The organism is Microbacterium sp. NPDC090014 (assembly GCF_044748285.1).
GTDB lineage: Bacteria > Actinomycetota > Actinomycetes > Actinomycetales > Microbacteriaceae > Microbacterium.
This window is the reverse complement of the sequence record NZ_JBIVFS010000001.1, coordinates 304,522-320,807: the sequence shown is the minus strand read 5'-3', so window position 1 is coordinate 320,807 and position 16,286 is coordinate 304,522. Positions and strand designations below refer to the sequence as shown.

Annotated in this window: 15 protein-coding genes; 14 read left to right on the top strand and 1 reads right to left on the bottom strand. The window is 69.1% G+C overall.

Annotation, left to right across the window (positions count from 1 at the left end; translation table 11 throughout):
* Window positions 1-43: 43 nt before the first annotated feature.
* The 11 genes from ACIPV5_RS01535 to ACIPV5_RS01485 all read left to right on the top strand — a co-directional run bounded on the left by ACIPV5_RS01535 (window position 44) and on the right by ACIPV5_RS01485 (window position 11,306).
* Window positions 44-976 (top strand): carbohydrate ABC transporter permease, encoded by a 933-nt coding sequence (locus ACIPV5_RS01535; protein ID WP_400341229.1) that lies wholly within the window; start codon window positions 44-46, stop codon window positions 974-976.
* A complete protein-coding gene (locus ACIPV5_RS01530) occupies window positions 976-1,854 on the top strand; it encodes a carbohydrate ABC transporter permease (RefSeq protein WP_053098134.1) in 879 nt (292 codons plus the stop codon). Before ACIPV5_RS01535 ends, ACIPV5_RS01530 begins: the two co-directional genes overlap by 1 nt.
* 45 nt (window positions 1,855-1,899) lie before the next feature.
* Complete coding sequence (locus ACIPV5_RS01525; RefSeq protein ID WP_400339198.1) at window positions 1,900-3,579, top strand: glycoside hydrolase family 13 protein; 1,680 nt, start codon at window positions 1,900-1,902, stop codon at window positions 3,577-3,579.
* A 153-nt stretch (window positions 3,580-3,732) separates the two neighbouring features.
* The gene (locus ACIPV5_RS01520; RefSeq protein ID WP_320489185.1) at window positions 3,733-4,728 is read left to right on the top strand and encodes a metal ABC transporter solute-binding protein, Zn/Mn family; all 996 of its coding nucleotides are present in this window, start codon (window positions 3,733-3,735) and stop codon (window positions 4,726-4,728) included.
* Window positions 4,725-5,573 (top strand): metal ABC transporter ATP-binding protein, encoded by an 849-nt coding sequence (locus ACIPV5_RS01515; protein WP_295104374.1) that lies wholly within the window; start codon window positions 4,725-4,727, stop codon window positions 5,571-5,573. Before ACIPV5_RS01520 ends, ACIPV5_RS01515 begins: the two co-directional genes overlap by 4 nt.
* Window positions 5,570-6,448, top strand: coding sequence for a metal ABC transporter permease (locus ACIPV5_RS01510; RefSeq protein WP_400339195.1), 879 nt, complete (start codon window positions 5,570-5,572; stop codon window positions 6,446-6,448). The genes ACIPV5_RS01515 and ACIPV5_RS01510 overlap by 4 nt, the downstream gene beginning before the upstream one ends.
* A gap of 44 nt (window positions 6,449-6,492) precedes the next feature.
* Entirely contained in the window at window positions 6,493-6,909 is a 417-nt protein-coding gene (locus tag ACIPV5_RS01505; protein WP_042540517.1) for a Fur family transcriptional regulator, read from the top strand.
* Window positions 6,906-7,940: a permease gene (locus ACIPV5_RS01500; RefSeq protein ID WP_150115130.1), complete on the top strand. Its 1,035-nt coding sequence runs from the start codon at window positions 6,906-6,908 to the stop codon at window positions 7,938-7,940. The genes ACIPV5_RS01505 and ACIPV5_RS01500 overlap by 4 nt, the downstream gene beginning before the upstream one ends.
* Window positions 7,933-8,724: a TIGR03943 family putative permease subunit gene (locus tag ACIPV5_RS01495; RefSeq protein ID WP_232224497.1), complete on the top strand. Its 792-nt coding sequence runs from the start codon at window positions 7,933-7,935 to the stop codon at window positions 8,722-8,724. The genes ACIPV5_RS01500 and ACIPV5_RS01495 overlap by 8 nt, the downstream gene beginning before the upstream one ends.
* Entirely contained in the window at window positions 8,714-10,573 is a 1,860-nt protein-coding gene (locus tag ACIPV5_RS01490) for a hypothetical protein (protein WP_400339191.1), read from the top strand. The genes ACIPV5_RS01495 and ACIPV5_RS01490 overlap by 11 nt, the downstream gene beginning before the upstream one ends.
* Window positions 10,574-10,577: 4 nt before the next feature.
* Entirely contained in the window at window positions 10,578-11,306 is a 729-nt protein-coding gene (locus tag ACIPV5_RS01485; RefSeq protein ID WP_320489178.1) for a DNA-3-methyladenine glycosylase, read from the top strand.
* On the opposite strand, the gene ACIPV5_RS01480 is transcribed toward ACIPV5_RS01485, so the two are convergent.
* Window positions 11,246-12,256: a LacI family DNA-binding transcriptional regulator gene (locus ACIPV5_RS01480; RefSeq protein ID WP_056275400.1), complete on the bottom strand. Its 1,011-nt coding sequence runs from the start codon at window positions 12,254-12,256 to the stop codon at window positions 11,246-11,248. The genes ACIPV5_RS01485 and ACIPV5_RS01480 overlap by 61 nt on opposite strands.
* 140 nt (window positions 12,257-12,396) lie before the next feature.
* Between ACIPV5_RS01480 and ACIPV5_RS01475 the strand changes: the two genes are divergently transcribed.
* From ACIPV5_RS01475 to ACIPV5_RS01465, 3 genes are read left to right on the top strand one after another with little or no spacing between them, the layout of a single operon-like run.
* The gene (locus ACIPV5_RS01475) at window positions 12,397-14,406 is read left to right on the top strand and encodes a beta-galactosidase (protein ID WP_400339187.1); all 2,010 of its coding nucleotides are present in this window, start codon (window positions 12,397-12,399) and stop codon (window positions 14,404-14,406) included.
* The gene (locus tag ACIPV5_RS01470) at window positions 14,403-15,332 is read left to right on the top strand and encodes a carbohydrate ABC transporter permease (protein WP_053098126.1); all 930 of its coding nucleotides are present in this window, start codon (window positions 14,403-14,405) and stop codon (window positions 15,330-15,332) included. Before ACIPV5_RS01475 ends, ACIPV5_RS01470 begins: the two co-directional genes overlap by 4 nt.
* Window positions 15,329-16,234, top strand: a complete 906-nt coding sequence (locus ACIPV5_RS01465; protein ID WP_372984668.1) for a carbohydrate ABC transporter permease — start codon at window positions 15,329-15,331, stop codon at window positions 16,232-16,234. The genes ACIPV5_RS01470 and ACIPV5_RS01465 overlap by 4 nt, the downstream gene beginning before the upstream one ends.
* The last annotated feature ends 52 nt before the right edge of the window (window positions 16,235-16,286 follow it).

Sequence of the window (16,286 nt, the reverse complement as noted above, 5' to 3'; positions counted from 1 at the left end):
GGCAGCCCCCAACCCCTCGTCGTCGAGGCCGACGGCGGGCGCCATCACGAAGCCCAACACCCCCACGACCGACACCACGGCGATCATCACGGGAGGCACCCGCAAGCTCGGTCGCCGCACCCGCAAGGTCGAGCCGATCTACTACCTGTTCCTGCTGCCGACGCTGGTCATCTTCACGCTCGCGATCACCGTGCCCGGCATCATGGGCATCTTCTTCAGCTTCACCGACTCGATCGGCATCGGCGAGTGGAGCTTCAACGGGCTGACCAACTACATCGCGATGTTCAGCGACCCGGCCATCCTGCAGAGCTACCTGTTCACGTTCGGTTTCTCGATCGCCACGGTGATCGTCGTCAACGTGATCGCGTTCCTGCTGGCGGTCGGGCTGACCTCCCGCATCCGGTTCAAGACGGGGCTGCGCACGATCTTCGTGATCCCCATGGTGATCTCGGGCATCATCATCGCCTACGTCTTCAACTTCCTGTTCTCGAACTCGATCCCTGCCGCGGGCGCCGCCACCGGCATCCCGTGGCTCTCGACCAGTCTGCTCGCGAATCCCGATCTCGCGTGGGTGGCCATCGTCATCGTCACCGCGTGGCAGGCGGTTCCGGGCACACTGCTCATCTACATCGCCGGCCTGCTCTCGGTGCCGGGCGAGGTCTACGAGGCAGCCAGCATCGACGGAGCGAACAAGAGGCAGCAGCTCTTCCGCATCACGCTTCCGCTCGTCGCGGGGTACGTAGTGATCAACGTCATCCTGGGCTTCAAGGGCTTCCTCAACGCCTACGACATCATCGTCGGCCTCACCAACGGCGGTCCCGGCACCGCCACCCGCAGCGTCGCGATGACGATCATCGCGGGCTTCAACGGCGGCGACTACGCCTACCAGATGGCCAACGCGACGATCTTCTTCATCGTCGCCGTGCTCATCTCCCTGCTGCAGCTCTCGCTGACCCGCGGAAGGAACGCACTCTGATGTCGACGCAGACACTCACCACCATCCCCACCTCGGGCAAGAAGCCGCGCGTCCGCATGGAGCGTGTCAACTGGTCGGGCACGATCATCCTGATCCTGTGTGCCGTCACCGTGCTGCTGCCGCTGTACGTCACGATCTCGATGGCGTTCAAGACCACGGGTCAGGCGGTCGACGGCAACGCGTTCTCGCTGCCGGCGCCCTTCAGCATCGACGGGTTCGTCGAGGCCTGGAATCTCACGAAGTTCCCGGTCGGCGCGGGGATCTCGCTGCTGGTCACGGCCGGCACCGTGATCGCGACGATCGTGCTCGCGGCCTTCGCGTCGTACGCGATCGTCCGCAACTGGGACCACCGCCTGTTCCGCTGGTCGTTCTTCTACCTGCTCGCCGCGATGTTCATCCCGTTCCCCGTGGTGGCGCTGCCGCAGATCCAGCTGACCGGCTGGGTGGGACTCGACAACCCGTTCGGCGTGATCATCCTCGCGACGATGTTCCAGCTGAGCTTCAGCGTGCTGCTGTTCACCGCGTTCCTGCGGTCGATCCCGATCGAGCTCGAAGAGAGCGCCCGCATCGACGGCGCCACCACCTGGCAGACGTTCTGGCAGCTGATCTTCCCGCTGCTGGCGCCGATGAGCGCGACGGTCGGCATCTTCGCCTTCCTCTACGCCTGGAACGACTTCATGATGCCGTCGCTGATCATCTCCGATCCCGCGCTGCAGACGCTGCCGGTGCGGCAGAACCTCTTCCAGACCCAGTTCAGCAACAACTACAACGTGTCGTTCGCCTCGTACCTCATGGCGATGGCCCCGGCGATCCTGGCCTACCTGTTCACGCAGCGCTTCGTCATGGAGGGCGTCACACAGGGCGCCGTCAAGGGCTGACACGTCGCACACCCCAGACCGCAACACGAAGGAGCAACACCCCTCATGACCGATGCGCTTCTCACCGAGACCCGCGACGACACGACGGCCGCATGGTGGCGCCAGGCCGCCGTCTACCAGATCTACCCCCGCAGCTTCGCCGATGCGAACGGCGACGGCCTCGGTGACATCCCTGGCATCGTCTCGCGGGCCGACTACCTGCGCGACCTCGGCATCGACGCCGTGTGGCTCAGCCCGTTCTATCCGTCGGCCCTGGCAGACGGGGGCTACGACGTGGCCGACTACCGCGACGTCGATCCGCGCCTGGGCACGCTCGACGACTTCGACGACATGGTCGCGGCGCTGCACGAGCGCGGCATCCGCGTCGTGGTCGACATCGTGCCGAACCATTCGTCCGACCTGCACGAGTGGTTCCAGGAGGCGCTCGCCGCAGGCCGCGGCTCGGCGGCCCGCGAGCGGTACATCTTCCGCGAGGGATCCGGTCCCGACGGCGCGGAGCCGCCGACCGACTGGACCGCCGCGTTCGGCGGATCGGCGTGGGAGCGGGTCGATGACGGCCAGTGGTACCTGCACAGCTTCGCCCCCGAACAGCCCGACTTCAACTGGGACCACCCGGAGGTGCGCGAGGACTTCCTGACGACGCTGCGCTTCTGGTCGGACCGCGGGGTCGACGGCTTCCGCATCGATGTCGCCCACATGCTGACGAAGGATCTGACCGAGCCGCTGCCCAGCACCGCCGATCTCGAGTTGCTCCCGCACGACGGCAACCATCCGCTGCACGACCGCGACGACGTGCACGAGATCTACGCCGAGTGGCGCCGGGTCTTCAACGAGTACGACCCGCCCCGCACCGCCGTGGCCGAAGCCTGGGTCAGCACTCCCGAGCGTCGCGCACGGTATGCCTCGGCCGAGGGGCTCGGGCAGGCGTTCAACTTCGACCTGCTGGTCGCCGACTTCGACGCGACGCAGTTCCGCACGATCATCACCGACAACCTCGCGCAGTCCGAGGCCACGGGGTCGTCGACGACGTGGGTGCTGTCGAACCATGACGTCACCCGCCACGCGACGCGCTACGGTCTCGCGCCGCTCGAGGGGCGCACCGGAGTGAAGCAAGGGGTCGAGTGGGTCGCGGCCGGCGGGCCGGAGGATCAGCTCGATCGCGAGGCGGGTCTTCGCCGAGCGCACGCTGCGACGCTGCTGCTGCTCGGGCTCCCCGGCAGCACCTACCTGTATCAGGGCGAGGAGCTCGGCCTCCACGAGGTCGCCGACGTCGCGCCCGAGCAGCGTCAGGACCCGGCGTTCTTCCGTGGTGCCGTCTTCGACGGACTGGGACGGGACGGATGCCGCGTGCCGCTGCCCTGGACCGCATCCGGACCGTCGTTCGGCTTCGGATCCGCCGAGGCGCACCTGCCGCAGCCCGCGTGGTTCGCCGAGTCCGCGGTCGATGTCGAGGCCGCCGATCCGTCGTCGACGCTCTCGCTCTACCGGGAGGCGCTGCGGCTGCGGCACGAGCTGCAGACCGAGGAGAGCCTGGAGTGGATCGAGACCGGCCGGCCCGATGTGCTGCGCTTCGCCCGCCCGAACGGCTGGCAGATCGTGACGAACTTCGGCACCGAGCCGTTCGACCTCGGAGCGGATGCCGCCGATGTCGTCCTCGGCACGGTGGTCGACGGGGCGGTCCCGGCGGACTCGACCGTGTGGATCGCGCCGGGTCTCATCGGCTGACCGGATCCGATCGCAGGACGAAAGCACGGATGCAGGGCGAGAACACGGTTTCTCCTCCTGCATCCGTGCGTCGGCCCTGCAATCGATCGTGAAGCGTGCCACCCCAGCCCGCCGATTTGATAATGGTTCTCATTAGCGTTTAGAGTGGGGGACATGAAGAAGCCGTTCGTCGCCCTCGCCCTCGCATCCGTCGCCGCACTCTCGCTGGCCGGATGCTCGACCACCCCCGCTGCGGGAGAGGGCGGCGACGGCGGAGCGGTGACGGTCGTCGCGAGCACCAATGTCTACGGTTCGCTCGCCGAGCAGATCGGCGGCGACCGCGTCGACGTGACCTCGATCATCACCTCGGCCACGCAGGACCCGCACTCGTACGAGGCCTCGGCCCGTGACCGCCTGACGGTGCAGAAGGCCGACCTCGTGATCGAGAACGGCGGCGGCTACGACGGCTTCATCGACACCCTGCTGCAGGATGCCCAGGACCCGCACATCGTCAGCGCCGTCGAGTTCTCGCACGATTTCCCGGGCAACGAGGGTCACTCCGATGAGGAGGGCGCGACCGAGGAAGAGCACGATCACGACCACGCCGAGGGTGAAGAGGGGCATGAGGGCCACAATCACATCGAGGGCTTCAACGAGCACGTCTGGTTCGACCCGCACACGATGATCCACGTGGTCGAGGCGATCGCCGATGAGCTTGCCGCGATCGACCCCGACGGCGAGGCGGAGTTCACCGCCAACGCCGAGGACATCGTCGCCGACCTCGAGGGCTTCGAAGTCGACCTCGAGACCCTCAAGACGGATGCCGCCGGCGCCGATGTGATCATCACCGAGCCGCTGCCCGGCTACATCGCCACCGCCGCCGGACTCACCGATGTGACCCCCGAGGGATTCGCGGAGTCGGTCGAGGAGGGCAGCGATGTCGCCCCCGCGACCCTGCTCGAGACCCTGAACGTCGTCGACAGCGGCGACGTGGCAGCCGTGCTCACCAATGCGCAGACCGGCGGGGCCGAGACGCAGCGCGTCGAGGATGCCGCGACCGCCGCCGGCATCCCTCTCGTCGCGTTCACGGAGCTGCTGCCCGAAGGATCGTCGTACTCTGAGTGGATGAGTGACGCGATCCAGAGCCTCGCCGACGCGCTCCAGTCGTGAGCGCCGCCGCCGACGCGCGGGCAGGAGCCGAGAAGTCGAACCCCGTGCTCGAGGTGCGGGGAGCCGCCCTCCAGCGCGGTGATCGGGAACTGTGGTCGGGCCTCGACCTGACCGTCGAGCCCGGGGAGTTCATCGCCGTGCTCGGACCGTCGGGTTCGGGCAAGACCACGCTGCTGCGCAGCATCCTGGGCCTGCAGCCGCTGTCGGCCGGCGAGATCTCGGTCGCCGGCGGGCCGGTGCGCAAGGGCAACCCGCGCATCGGATACATCCCGCAGCAGCGCTCGCTGGCTCCCGACACGAGCATGCGAGCCCGCGACCTCGTGGCGCTCGGTGTGCAGGGCAGCCGCTTCGGCTTCCCGATCCCGCACCGCGGCGACAAGGCCAAGGTCGATCAGCTGCTCGCCTCGGTCGGAGCCGCGCACTACGCCGACCGCCGGGTCGGCCTCCTGTCGGGCGGTGAGCAGCAGCGACTGCGCGTCGGTCAGGCGCTCGCCGACGAACCCGCCCTGCTGCTGTGCGACGAGCCGCTGTCGAACCTCGATCTCGCGAACCAGGTCGCGATCACCGACATCATCGATCGCCAGCGTCGCGATCGCCGCGCCGCCGTGCTGTTCGTCACCCACGACATCAACCCGATCCTCGGCCGCGTCGATCGCATCCTGTACATCGCCGGCGGTCGCTTCGTGCTCGGCACCCCCGAAGAGGTGCTGCAGACCCGCGTGCTCACCGAGCTCTACGGCACCCCGGTGTTCGTGCTGCGCGCCGGCGACCGACTCGTCGTCGTCGGGGTGCCGGATGCCGAGCCCCACCACCTGCACGACCACGACCACGGAGGTGCCGCATGACCGTCATCACCGGCATCGTGCCTGCGGTCGACTGGAGTGACGTGTTCTCGTTCCAGGACTACGGCGAGCTCGTCGCCCTGCTCGCGAACTCGATCATCGCGGGTGCGGTGCTCGGCATCGTCGGCGGACTGATCGGCGTCTTCGTGATGCAGCGCGACCTCGCGTTCGCGGTGCACGGCGTCAGCGAGCTCTCGTTCGCGGGTGCCGCCGCAGCGCTGCTCTTCGGGGGCAGCGTGGTCGTCGGATCCCTCGGCGGTGCGCTCGTGGCGGCGATCCTGATCGGCGTCCTGGGGGCCAGGGCCCGAGATCGCAATTCGATCGTCGGGGTGCTCATGCCGTTCGGCCTCGGCCTCGGCATCCTCTTCCTGTCGCTCTACGACGGGCGCAGCGCCAACCGCTTCAGTCTGCTGACCGGACAGATCGTCTCGGTCTCGAGCCCCGACCTCGGGTGGCTGCTCGGCATCAGCATCGTCGTGCTGCTCGGGCTGCTGCTCATGTGGAACCCGCTGCGCTTCGACTCGCTCGACCCCGAGTCGGCCGCGGCCCGCGGTGTGCCGACCCGCGCGGTGAGCCTGCTCTTCATGGTGCTGCTCGGTCTGATCGTCGCGGTCAGCGTGCACATCATCGGCGCCCTGCTCGTGATGGCGCTGCTCGTGACTCCCGCGGCGGCCGCCATGCGCGTCTCGGCCGGGCCGGTCGCGGTGCCTCTGCTCGCGGCGCTCTTCGGGTTCGTGTCGGCCGTCGGCGGCATCCTGCTCGCCCTCGCGGGCACGCTGCCGGTGAGTCCGTACATCACGACCCTGTCGTTCACGATCTACGTCGTGTGCTGGATCATCCAGCGCGCCCGAGGCGGCGTGCGCCGCGTGCGGGCCTGACGTTCCCAGGGCCCGGCAAGGGCGGCGCGCCTAGAATCGTGGGTATGGCTCAGCGGAACACCTGGCAGCGCGATCGCGTGCGCGAAGCCCTCGCCGACGCGCGAGGATTCGTCAGCGCGCAGAATCTGCATGCCTCGCTCCGCGACGACAACACCGGCATCGGCCTCGCCACGGTCTATCGGGCCCTGGCCGGACTCGCCGCAGCCGGCGACGCCGACTCGCTGCAGAGCCCCGAAGGCGAGGCGCTCTACCGCGCCTGCACGACGCAGGGCCACCACCACCACCTGATCTGTCGCAACTGCGGACTCACGGTCGAGATCGAGGCGACCGACGTCGAGCAGTGGGCGCACCGCACCGCGGCCCTCCACGGCTTCACGGATGCCGCACACGTGGTCGACATCTTCGGGCTGTGCGCCTCCTGCACCAACAAGCGGGACGCCGAAGAGGCAGCGAACGCGTGACCACCCAGGCCGCTCCACGGACGGTGCACTCGCACCGGCCCTCCCGATCGCCGCGCTCGCCGTGGATCGGGGTCGGCCTCGGCGCCGCGATCGTGCTCGCGCTCTTCCTGATCGACCGGTTCCTTCCGTCGCTCTTCACCGCCAGCCTGCCCAGCAGGGCTCAGGACGGCCTGACCCTCGCCCTGAGCGTGCTCATCGAGGCGCTGCCGTTCGTGATCCTCGGCGTGCTGCTGTCGATCGTCGTCCAGGTGTGGCTGCCCGCCGACGTCATCCACCGCTGGCTGCCGAAGCGCGCATGGGCCCGGCGTGCGGTGCTGTCGCTGCTCGGCATGCTCATCCCGGTGTGCGAGTGCGGCAACGTGCCCTTCGCCCGCGGTCTCATGATGCGCGGGCTCGCACCGGCCGAGGCGCTGACGTTCCTGATCGCCGCCCCGATCGTGAACCCGATCGTGATCCTCACCACGCACGCGGCATTCGGCTTCGATGACGGCATCCTGGTGGCCCGTCTCATCGGCGGATACCTGATCGCCAACCTCATCGGCTGGATCTACAGCCGCCACCCCTCGCCCGACTCGCTGCTCACCCAGCGGTTCATCGACACCTGCGACCGCGTCACGCACGAGCACGGCACACCGGTGCGCCGCAGCCTCACGCAGTTCCTCGTCGAGCTGCGCGCCGTGATGCCCGCGCTCGTGATCGGATCGGCGCTCGCCGGAGCGGTGCAGGTGCTGATCCCGCGCGAGGTGCTGCTGGCGATCGGCTCGAACCCGGTGCTGTCCATCCTGGCGATGATGGCCCTCGCGATGACCGTCGCGATCTGCTCGAACGTCGACGCCTTCTTCGCCCTGTCGTTCGCCTCCACCTTCTCGTCGGGCGCGCTCGTGGCGTTCCTGCTCGTCGGCCCGCTCGTCGACGTGAAGATGCTCGCTCTCATGCGCACGACCTTCACCACCCGCACCCTCGTCGGGATCGTCGGCGTGGTGCTGTTCGCCGCCTTCGCGATCGGGATCGGGGTGAACGTCCTTGTCTGATCACGCGCACCCCACGCAGGCCCGCTCGCGCGCCCGTGCCCTGGGCACCCGCTGGCTCGGCATCGGTCTCGCCACGGTGATCTCGGTCGTCACGCTCGGACTCGGCCTGACCGGTCGCCTGAATCTCTACATCAGCCCCGAGTCGGTGTGGTTCGCCTGCGCCGCGGCCGTCGTGACGCTTGCCGGAGCGATCTGGTCGTGCACCCTGCCGCTCGGCGAAGAAGGCGACCACGGACACGATCACGGACACGGCACGGATGCGGATGCCGAGCCGTCGCCTCGCCGCAGCCTCGCCCTCGTGGGCACGGTCACCGGAGGTGTCGTCGCTTCGGGTGTCGTCATCGCAGCGCTCGTGCTGCCGCCCGCATCGCTGTCGGTCGAGCTGGCGATGTCGCGGGTCGGAGAGCAGACCGCGCTGTTCGCCGGGGCCGACGATGTGACCCTCGGGGTCGCCGACACCGCGACCTTCGGGGTGGGCGACTGGGCGAGCGTGTTCGCGACGGCGACCAACACCGCCGCCTACGACGGCAAGACGGTCACGCTGACCGGCTTCGTCACCCCCACGGATGCCGACGGCGTCAACCTCACGCGCCTCGTCATCACGCACTGCGTGATCGACGCGCAGCCGGCGACGCTACCGGTGACGATCGATGCGGGAGAGTTCGACACCGGCCAGTGGGTCGAGGTCGAGGGCACGGTCAAGGCGGATGCCGACGGCTCGCTGCACGTCGAGCCCACCACCGTCACCGCGATCGACGAGCCTCAGGACCCGTATGAGTACTGACGACGAGCGCCCCGACCTCCCGGCGGTGCCGCGCACGCGCGCCGAGCTGCGCGCCGCCCGCGAGGCGGACGCGGCCGCTGCTGCCGCGGATTCCCCGTCGCCGTCGGTGAGCGACGCCGGCGCAGCCGAACCCACCGCCGAATCGCCGGACGAGGGCGGCGGGGCAGAGCGAGCCGGAACGTCTCCTGCGACCGACACGCCTGTCGTCTCGCCTGCGGCTCGCGGGGCTCGCGGGGCCGGCGGCGAACGGCCGACGCGTTCGACCTTCGTCCCGCCTGATGCGGAGTCCACGACGTCGTTCGCGGCTCACTCCACGACCGACTACGCGCCCCCGGCGCCGGTGCAGCCGAAGGCCGAGAAGAAGCCGAAGGCCGAGAAGAAGCCCAAGCCGGCGAAGGCCGCCAAGCCCGCGAAGGCCGCCAGGCCCGAGAAGCCCGCCAAGCCGGAGAAGCCCGCGAAGCCCGAGAAGTCCGACACCCCGAGCGACCGCCGGTTCCTGCTGGCGCTCGGCGCTGTGCTCGGCATCCTCGTGCTGGTGGGGGCGGGACTCGGCGTCGTCAGCCTCACCCAGGGACCCCGCATCACCGAGGTGCAGGTCGACCCGACCGAGGCCATCGAGACCTCCGGCAGCCGGGTCATCCTCACCGCGAACCAGTCCCTCGCCGCGATCGACGAATCGCAGGTGACGGTCGACCCCGCTGTGCCCTTCACCCTCGACGCCGCGGGCCGCGGCATCGGCATCCGCTTCACCGTGCCGCTCGACGATGACACCGAGTACACGGTGAAGGTCGCCGATGCGGTCGGCGCCGGAGGCGGCCCGAGCGCCACGCTGTCGACGAGCTTCTCGACTCCGGCATCCCACATCTTCCTGCTGCGCCGAGACCCCGACGGAAACGACCAGATCTTCCGCACCGACCTGTCGGGTGAGAAGGCACAGCCCGTGTTCGCGGCCGACAAGATCAACGACTTCCGTGCGACGTCGTCGCAGCTCGTGGTCTCGGTCGAGGAGGACGAGGGCTCGAAGCTGCTCGTGATGGACCGCGACGGGACGGATCAGCGCGAGCTCGAGCTGCCCGGTGTCGGATACGTCGGGGCGATCCAGGTCTCCGACCGCGGGGGTCTGGTCGGCTACAGCTACTCCGACAAGGAGCTCAGCGATACGGAGGGGCGCGCCAGCGTGCTCGTCACCCAATCGCTGAGCGGCGACGACGAACCGGTGGTGACAGAGGTCGGGGGCAAGGAGGCGAACATCTTCGTCTGGCAGTTCGTGCCGGACAGCTCCGCCGTGCTCTTCATCGACTTCGACGGTGCGCTCTCGCTGGTCGACCGCTCGACCGATGCGGGAGTGCAGTCCCTCGGACTCGCGACGACCATCCAGGGCATCTCGCGGGGCACGTACACGGCGATCGTCGAGCGACTCGACGGCACGGTGGTCGAGCTGAACCTCGCTAACGGGTCGGAGGTGCCGCTCGAAGCATCGACTCCCGACTACGGCACCGCGATCACGATCACGCCGTACCCCGGCGGCACGCTGCGCCACGTGGTGTCGCGCGACGAGAACGGTCTGCCCGTCGGTCAGGCGGTCATCCGGGTCAACGACGAGGGCGCGGCGACACCGCTCGTCGAGGTCGATTCGACCGACTCGATCCTGCAGGCCTGCGCGTCGCCCAGCGGCCAGTACGCCGCGGTCGTCATAGCGCCGGAGCTCGCCGACAACCCCTACGACCAGATGCTGCTGCCGCTGCCCGAGAACCTCGAGACGCACCTGCTCGACCTGCGCACGGGTGACGAGATCGTGGCGCTCACCGGCTTCGACGCCTCGTGGTGCCAGACGGCCCCCCAGTTCTGAGCCCATGCCGACGGATGCCCTGCACCGAGCGACCCGCGCCGAGCTGAGCGGGCTGCCGGTCGAGGTAGCTCCGCTGCTGCTCGGCGGTGAGCTGCGCACCGTCGTGGCCGGCTCCGAGGTGCGACTCCGACTCACCGAGGTCGAGGCCTATCACGGGCAGGGCACGGGACCCGCGGCCGACCCCGGGTCGCACGCGCGCATGGGGCGCACCGCACGCAACGCGACGATGTGGGGCGAGCCGGGGCACCTGTACGTCTATCTGAGTCACGGCATCCACTCGTGCGTGAACGTCGTCTCGGGCCCCGAGGGTCAGGCGGGCGGGATCCTGCTGCGTGCGGGCGAGGTGGTGCACGGGGCGGATGCCGTCGCGGTGCGCCGCCGTGCGACGCCCCCTCTGACGGCGACTGCGCTGCGCGACCTCGCGCGCGGGCCCGGGCGATTCGGCCAGTCGGCGGGCCTGCGGCATCCGATCCACGACGGCATCGACGCGATCACCGGAGCGGAGTTCGCGGGCGCCCGCGCCGAGCTGTGGCTGCGTGACGAACCGGTGACCGATGTGGCGACCGGGCCGAGGGTCGGTGTGGCCGGCATCGCCGGGACCGCGGCATTCCCCTGGCGCTTCTGGATCTCCGGCGACCCGACGGTCTCGCCGTTCCGCTGGGGGAGGGGCGCTCAGGCCGAGTCTCTCCACACCACGGGCGTCGGCAGCATGATCCCTTCGCGCGGACGCTGATCGTCGCGCAGCTGCGCGAGGACGGATGCCGCGGCCGCAGCCCCGAGACCTTCGGCCGGCTGGTCGACGGTCGAGAGCAGCGGGGTGGTGCGCGTCGCCCACGTGCTGTTGTCGAAGCCGACCACGCCGACGTCATCCGGCACACGCCGTCCCGCTTCGCGCAGCGCCCACATCGCTCCGGCGGCCACCGCGTCGGACGCGGCGAAGACTCCGTCGATGTCGGGTGCTCGGTCGAGCAGTCGCCTCATGGCGGCGGCTCCGTCGGCGTAGGAGTACAGCGGCACCTCTTCGACGAGGTCCGGATCGAAGTCGTCGCCGAGAGCGTCGGTGAATCCGGCGAGTCGATCGGTGCCCGAGTCGCGGTCGAGGGCGGCGGCGATCATGCCGACCCTCGTGCGACCGGTCGCCAGCAGACGTGAGGTGACGGCCTGCGCGGCGCCGCGGTTGTCGACGCCGACCCAGGCGGCATCGACGTCGGGTGGGTGGCCGACGTAGGCGACAGGCAGGTCGAGTCGCATCACGGCCTTGGTGATCGGATCCTGCGCTCGGGCCGAGACGATCACAGCGCCGTCGACGAACCCGCCATTGAGGTAGCGCGCGACGCGTTCGGTGTCTCGCACCGAGTCGACCACGAGGCAGACCATCTGGTAGTCCGCCTCGGAGAGAGTCTCGTTCGTGCCGAGCATGATCGCGCCGATGTTGGGGTCTTCGAGGAACAGCGCGTGCGGCTCGTGCACGATGAACGCGATGGCCTGGGTGCGCTGTCGCACGAGGTTCTGGGCGGCGGTGTTCGGCACGTAGCCGACCTCCCGGATCGCCTCTTCGATCGCGGTGCGCGCGGCGTCCGACACGTAGCCGCCGTTGATCACGCGGCTGACGGTTCCCCTGGAGACTCCGGCGACGCGCGCGACATCGTGCACGGTGCTGCGACGACGGGCGGAAGTGCTCATGATCGACAGCCTATCGACCCGGACTTGACGGGATTCGCCACGACATGCGACGATGTGTGCACGTTCACAGAAATCCCGATCGCTGTTTCGACGCAGCGGACTGTGCACGTGCACACATGATCCGCAAAGGAGCGTCACCGATGGCCGCCGCTGTGTCCGACCGCATCGCCACCCTCTCCGCAGGGCGCGGCCTCGTCTTCGGATGCGACTACAACCCGGAGCAGTGGGACCGCAGCGTCTGGCCCGACGACGTGCGCCTCATGCAGCAGGCAGGCGTGGGTCTCGTGGCGATCAACATCTTCGGCTGGTCGTCGATCAACCCCGCCAGGGGAGTGTGGGACTTCGCGGCGCTCGACGAGATCATCGCGCTGCTGCACGCCGCGGACATCCGCATCAACCTCGGCACCGGCACGGCCTCGCCCGCACCGTGGCTCACCGCGCAGCATCCCGAGATCCTGCCGGTCGGCGAAGACGGGACCGTCTTCCAGCAGGGCGGTCGTCAGGGGTACTGCCCGAGCTCGCCCCTCTTCCGCGCGTACGCCGCCGAGGTCGTCACCCGTGTCGTCGAACGCTACGGCGACCACCCGGCCGTCGCGCTCTGGCACGTGTCGAACGAGCTGGGCTGCCACAACGCGCTCTGCTACTGCGACACGAGCGCCGAGGCCTTCCGTGGCTGGCTGCGCGAGCGGTACGCCGACATCGACGCGCTGAACCGCGCGTGGGGCACGACATTCTGGAGCCAGCGCTACAGCGACTTCGACGACGTGCGGGTGCCCGCTCAGGCCCTCTCGCTGCGCAACCCGGGGCAGATCCTCGACTTCCAGCGCTTCAGTTCCGACGAGCAGCTCGCGCTCTACCGCGCCGAAGCGGCGATCCTGCGCGAGCGGAGCGACGTGCCGGTGACGACCAACTTCATGGTCACCGCGCACATCCGCAATCTCGACTACTGGTCGTGGGCGGGCGAGATGGATCTGATCGCCAACGACCACTACCTCGACCGTCGCCTCGACGACGCGCGAGGCGAGCTCTCGTTCGCCGCCGACCTCACCCGCGGCCTCGCCCAGGGTGCGCCGTGGCTGCTCATGGAGACCTCGACCGGCGCAGTGAACTGGCAGCCCTACAACCTCGCCAAGGCTCCCGGTGAGCTGCAGCGCAACATCGCCGCGCACATCGCGCGCGGCGCCGACGGCATCTGCTTCTTCCAGTGGCGTGCGTCGACCCAGGGCGCCGAGAAGTACCACACGGCACTCGTGCCGCACGCGGGCGAGGACTCCGACCAGTGGCGCGAGGTCGTCGCGCTCGGCGGACTCCTCGATCGCCTGGGCGAGGTCGCCGGGACGCGCGTCGTCGCCGACGCCGCACTGTTCTTCTCCTGGGAGAGCTGGTGGGCCGCCGAGAACGAGGGCCGTCCGAGCGAGGCGCTGACCTACCTCGGCCAGGTGCATGCCGCGCATGCCGCGCTGGCGGATGCCGGCATCACGACAGACGTCGTGCGCCCCGGCGCCGACCTCGACGGCCACCGCCTGCTGATCGTCCCCGCGCTGCACCTCATCGGCGATGCGGATGCCGCGGCGATCGCCCGCGCGGTCGAGAACGGCGCGACAGCACTGATCACCTTCTTCAGCGGCATCGTCGACGAAGAAGACAGAGTGCGCACCGGCGGCTATCCCGGCGCGTTCCGCGACCTGCTCGGCATCCGCTCGGAGGAGTTCACGCCCCTGCGTCCCGACGAGACCGTCACCCTGACCGACGGCACGACCGCGACAGTGTGGAGCGAGCGCCTGAAGGCCACGGATGCCGAGGTCATCGCGTCGTTCGTCGACGGCCCCGCCGCCGGACGCCCCGCGATCACGCGGCGCGCGACGGGAGCGGGCGAGGCCTGGTTCCTCGGCACCCAGCCCGCTCGCGAGGACTACCGCGCACTGATCGCACGGCTCGCCGCATCCGCGGGTGCCGCGCCCGTCCCCGGCGCCGGACCCGACGTCGAGATCGTGCGCCGCACCGGCGATGCCGGCTCGTTCCTGTTCGTCATCAACCACGGATCCACGGATGCCGAGGTCGCGGCCGCAGGTCACGACCTCGTCACCGACGCCCGCGCCACCGGCCTGGTGCCGGCCGGTGCGGTCCGCATCATCAAGGAGGATGTATGACCACCACGCTCGCCGCTCCGGCGGTCGCCTCAGCGCCGAAGGCGCCGGGCCGCCGCCGACGGATCCCGCACAAGGGCGCCATCGCGTTCCTCATCGTGCCCTTCGGCGTGCTGTTCGCGCTGTTCTACGTCGTCCCCATCGCCTACGCGTTCTGGCAGTCCCTGCTCGTGGTCGAGCGCGACGGCACCTTCGGCAAGGCCGAGCAGGTGTTCGGCGGCTTCACGCAGTACGTGCTCGTCTTCCAGAACGAGGCCTTCTGGGCATCGATGGGGCGGATGCTGACCTTCGGCGTCGTGCAGGTGCCGGTCATGCTCGGCCTGGCCCTGCTGTTCGCGCTGCTGCTGGACTCGCCGCTCGTCCGCGGCAAGCGCTTCTTCCGCCTCGCGTTCTTCGTGCCGTATGCGGTGCCCGGTGTCATCGCCGCGATCATGTGGGGCTCGCTGTTCTCGCCCAACCTCTCGCCGTTCACCGCGATCACCAAGAACATCGACTTCCTCGGGGCAGACCTCGTGCTGTGGTCGATCGCGAACGTCGTGACGTGGGTCTACGTCGGCTACAACATGCTGATCATCTACTCGGCGCTCCTCTCGATCCCGCAGGAGCTCTACGAGGCGGCCATCCTCGACGGCGCCGGACAGTGGCGCATCGCCTGGTCGATCAAGATCCCGCTGGTGCGCCCGGCGATCGTGATGACCGCGATCTTCTCGATCATCGGCACGCTGCAGCTGCTCGCCGAACCGCAGGTCTTCCGTTCGTTCAGTTCGGCGGTCACGAGCACGTTCACCCCGAACATGACCGTCTACGCCACGGCATCCATCCCGAACACCAACCTCGCGGCCGCCTTCTCGGTCGTGCTGGCCGTGACGACGTTCGTGCTGTCGTTCGGATTCATGAAGTACATGCAGCGCAAGGAGCAGAACGCATGAGCACCATGACGATCGTCGCCCCCGGTCGGGGCTCGCGCGCACAGGCCCCGCGCGGAAAGGGTGCTCGCGAATCGGGCATCTCCCGCACCGGCGCCATGCTGATCATGGCCGTGTTCACGGTCTACTTCCTGCTGCCGCTGTGGTGGCTGCTCGTCGCGTCGAGCAAGGAGACCGGCGACATCCTGACCACCGCCCCGCTGTGGTTCGCCGACTTCCACCTGCTCGACAACATCGCCGAGCTGTTCGCCTACCGCGACGGCGTCTACCTGCGCTGGCTGCTGAACTCGGTGCTCTACGCCGCGCTCGGCGGTGCCATCGCGACCCTGCTCGCCGCCATGGCCGGCTACGCCCTCGCGAAGTACCGGTTCCCGGGCCGCGACCTGATGTTCGACATCGTGCTCGGCGGAGTGCTGGTTCCGGCCACGGCCCTCGCGCTGCCGCTGTTCCTCATCTTCAGCCAGGCGCAGCTGACCAACACGTTCTGGTCGGTGTTCCTGCCGTCGATCGTGAGTCCGTTCGGCGTCTACCTGGCGCGGATCTTCGCGGCCTCCTCCGTTCCCGACGAACTGCTCGAGGCGAGTCGGCTCGACGGCGCGGGGGAGATCCGCACGTTCTTCACGGTCAGCATCCGACTGATGACGCCCGCGCTGGTGACGATGTTCCTCTTCCAGTTCGTCGCCATCTGGAACAACTTCTTCCTGCCGATGATCATGCTGCGATCCGAAGACCTCTTCCCGGTCGTCTTCGGTCTCTACAACTGGAACAACCAGCTGAACCAGCTGCCGGAACTCCGTGGTCTCGTGCTGATCGGCGCTCTGCTGTCGGTCATCCCGCTGATCGTCACCTTCCTCCTGCTCCAGCGCTTCTGGCGCAACGGACTGGGCGCCGGCGCCCTGAAGTGAGCAGGCGGCCGCCCGGACCGACCGGACGGCCCGCACCACCGCACCATCCCTA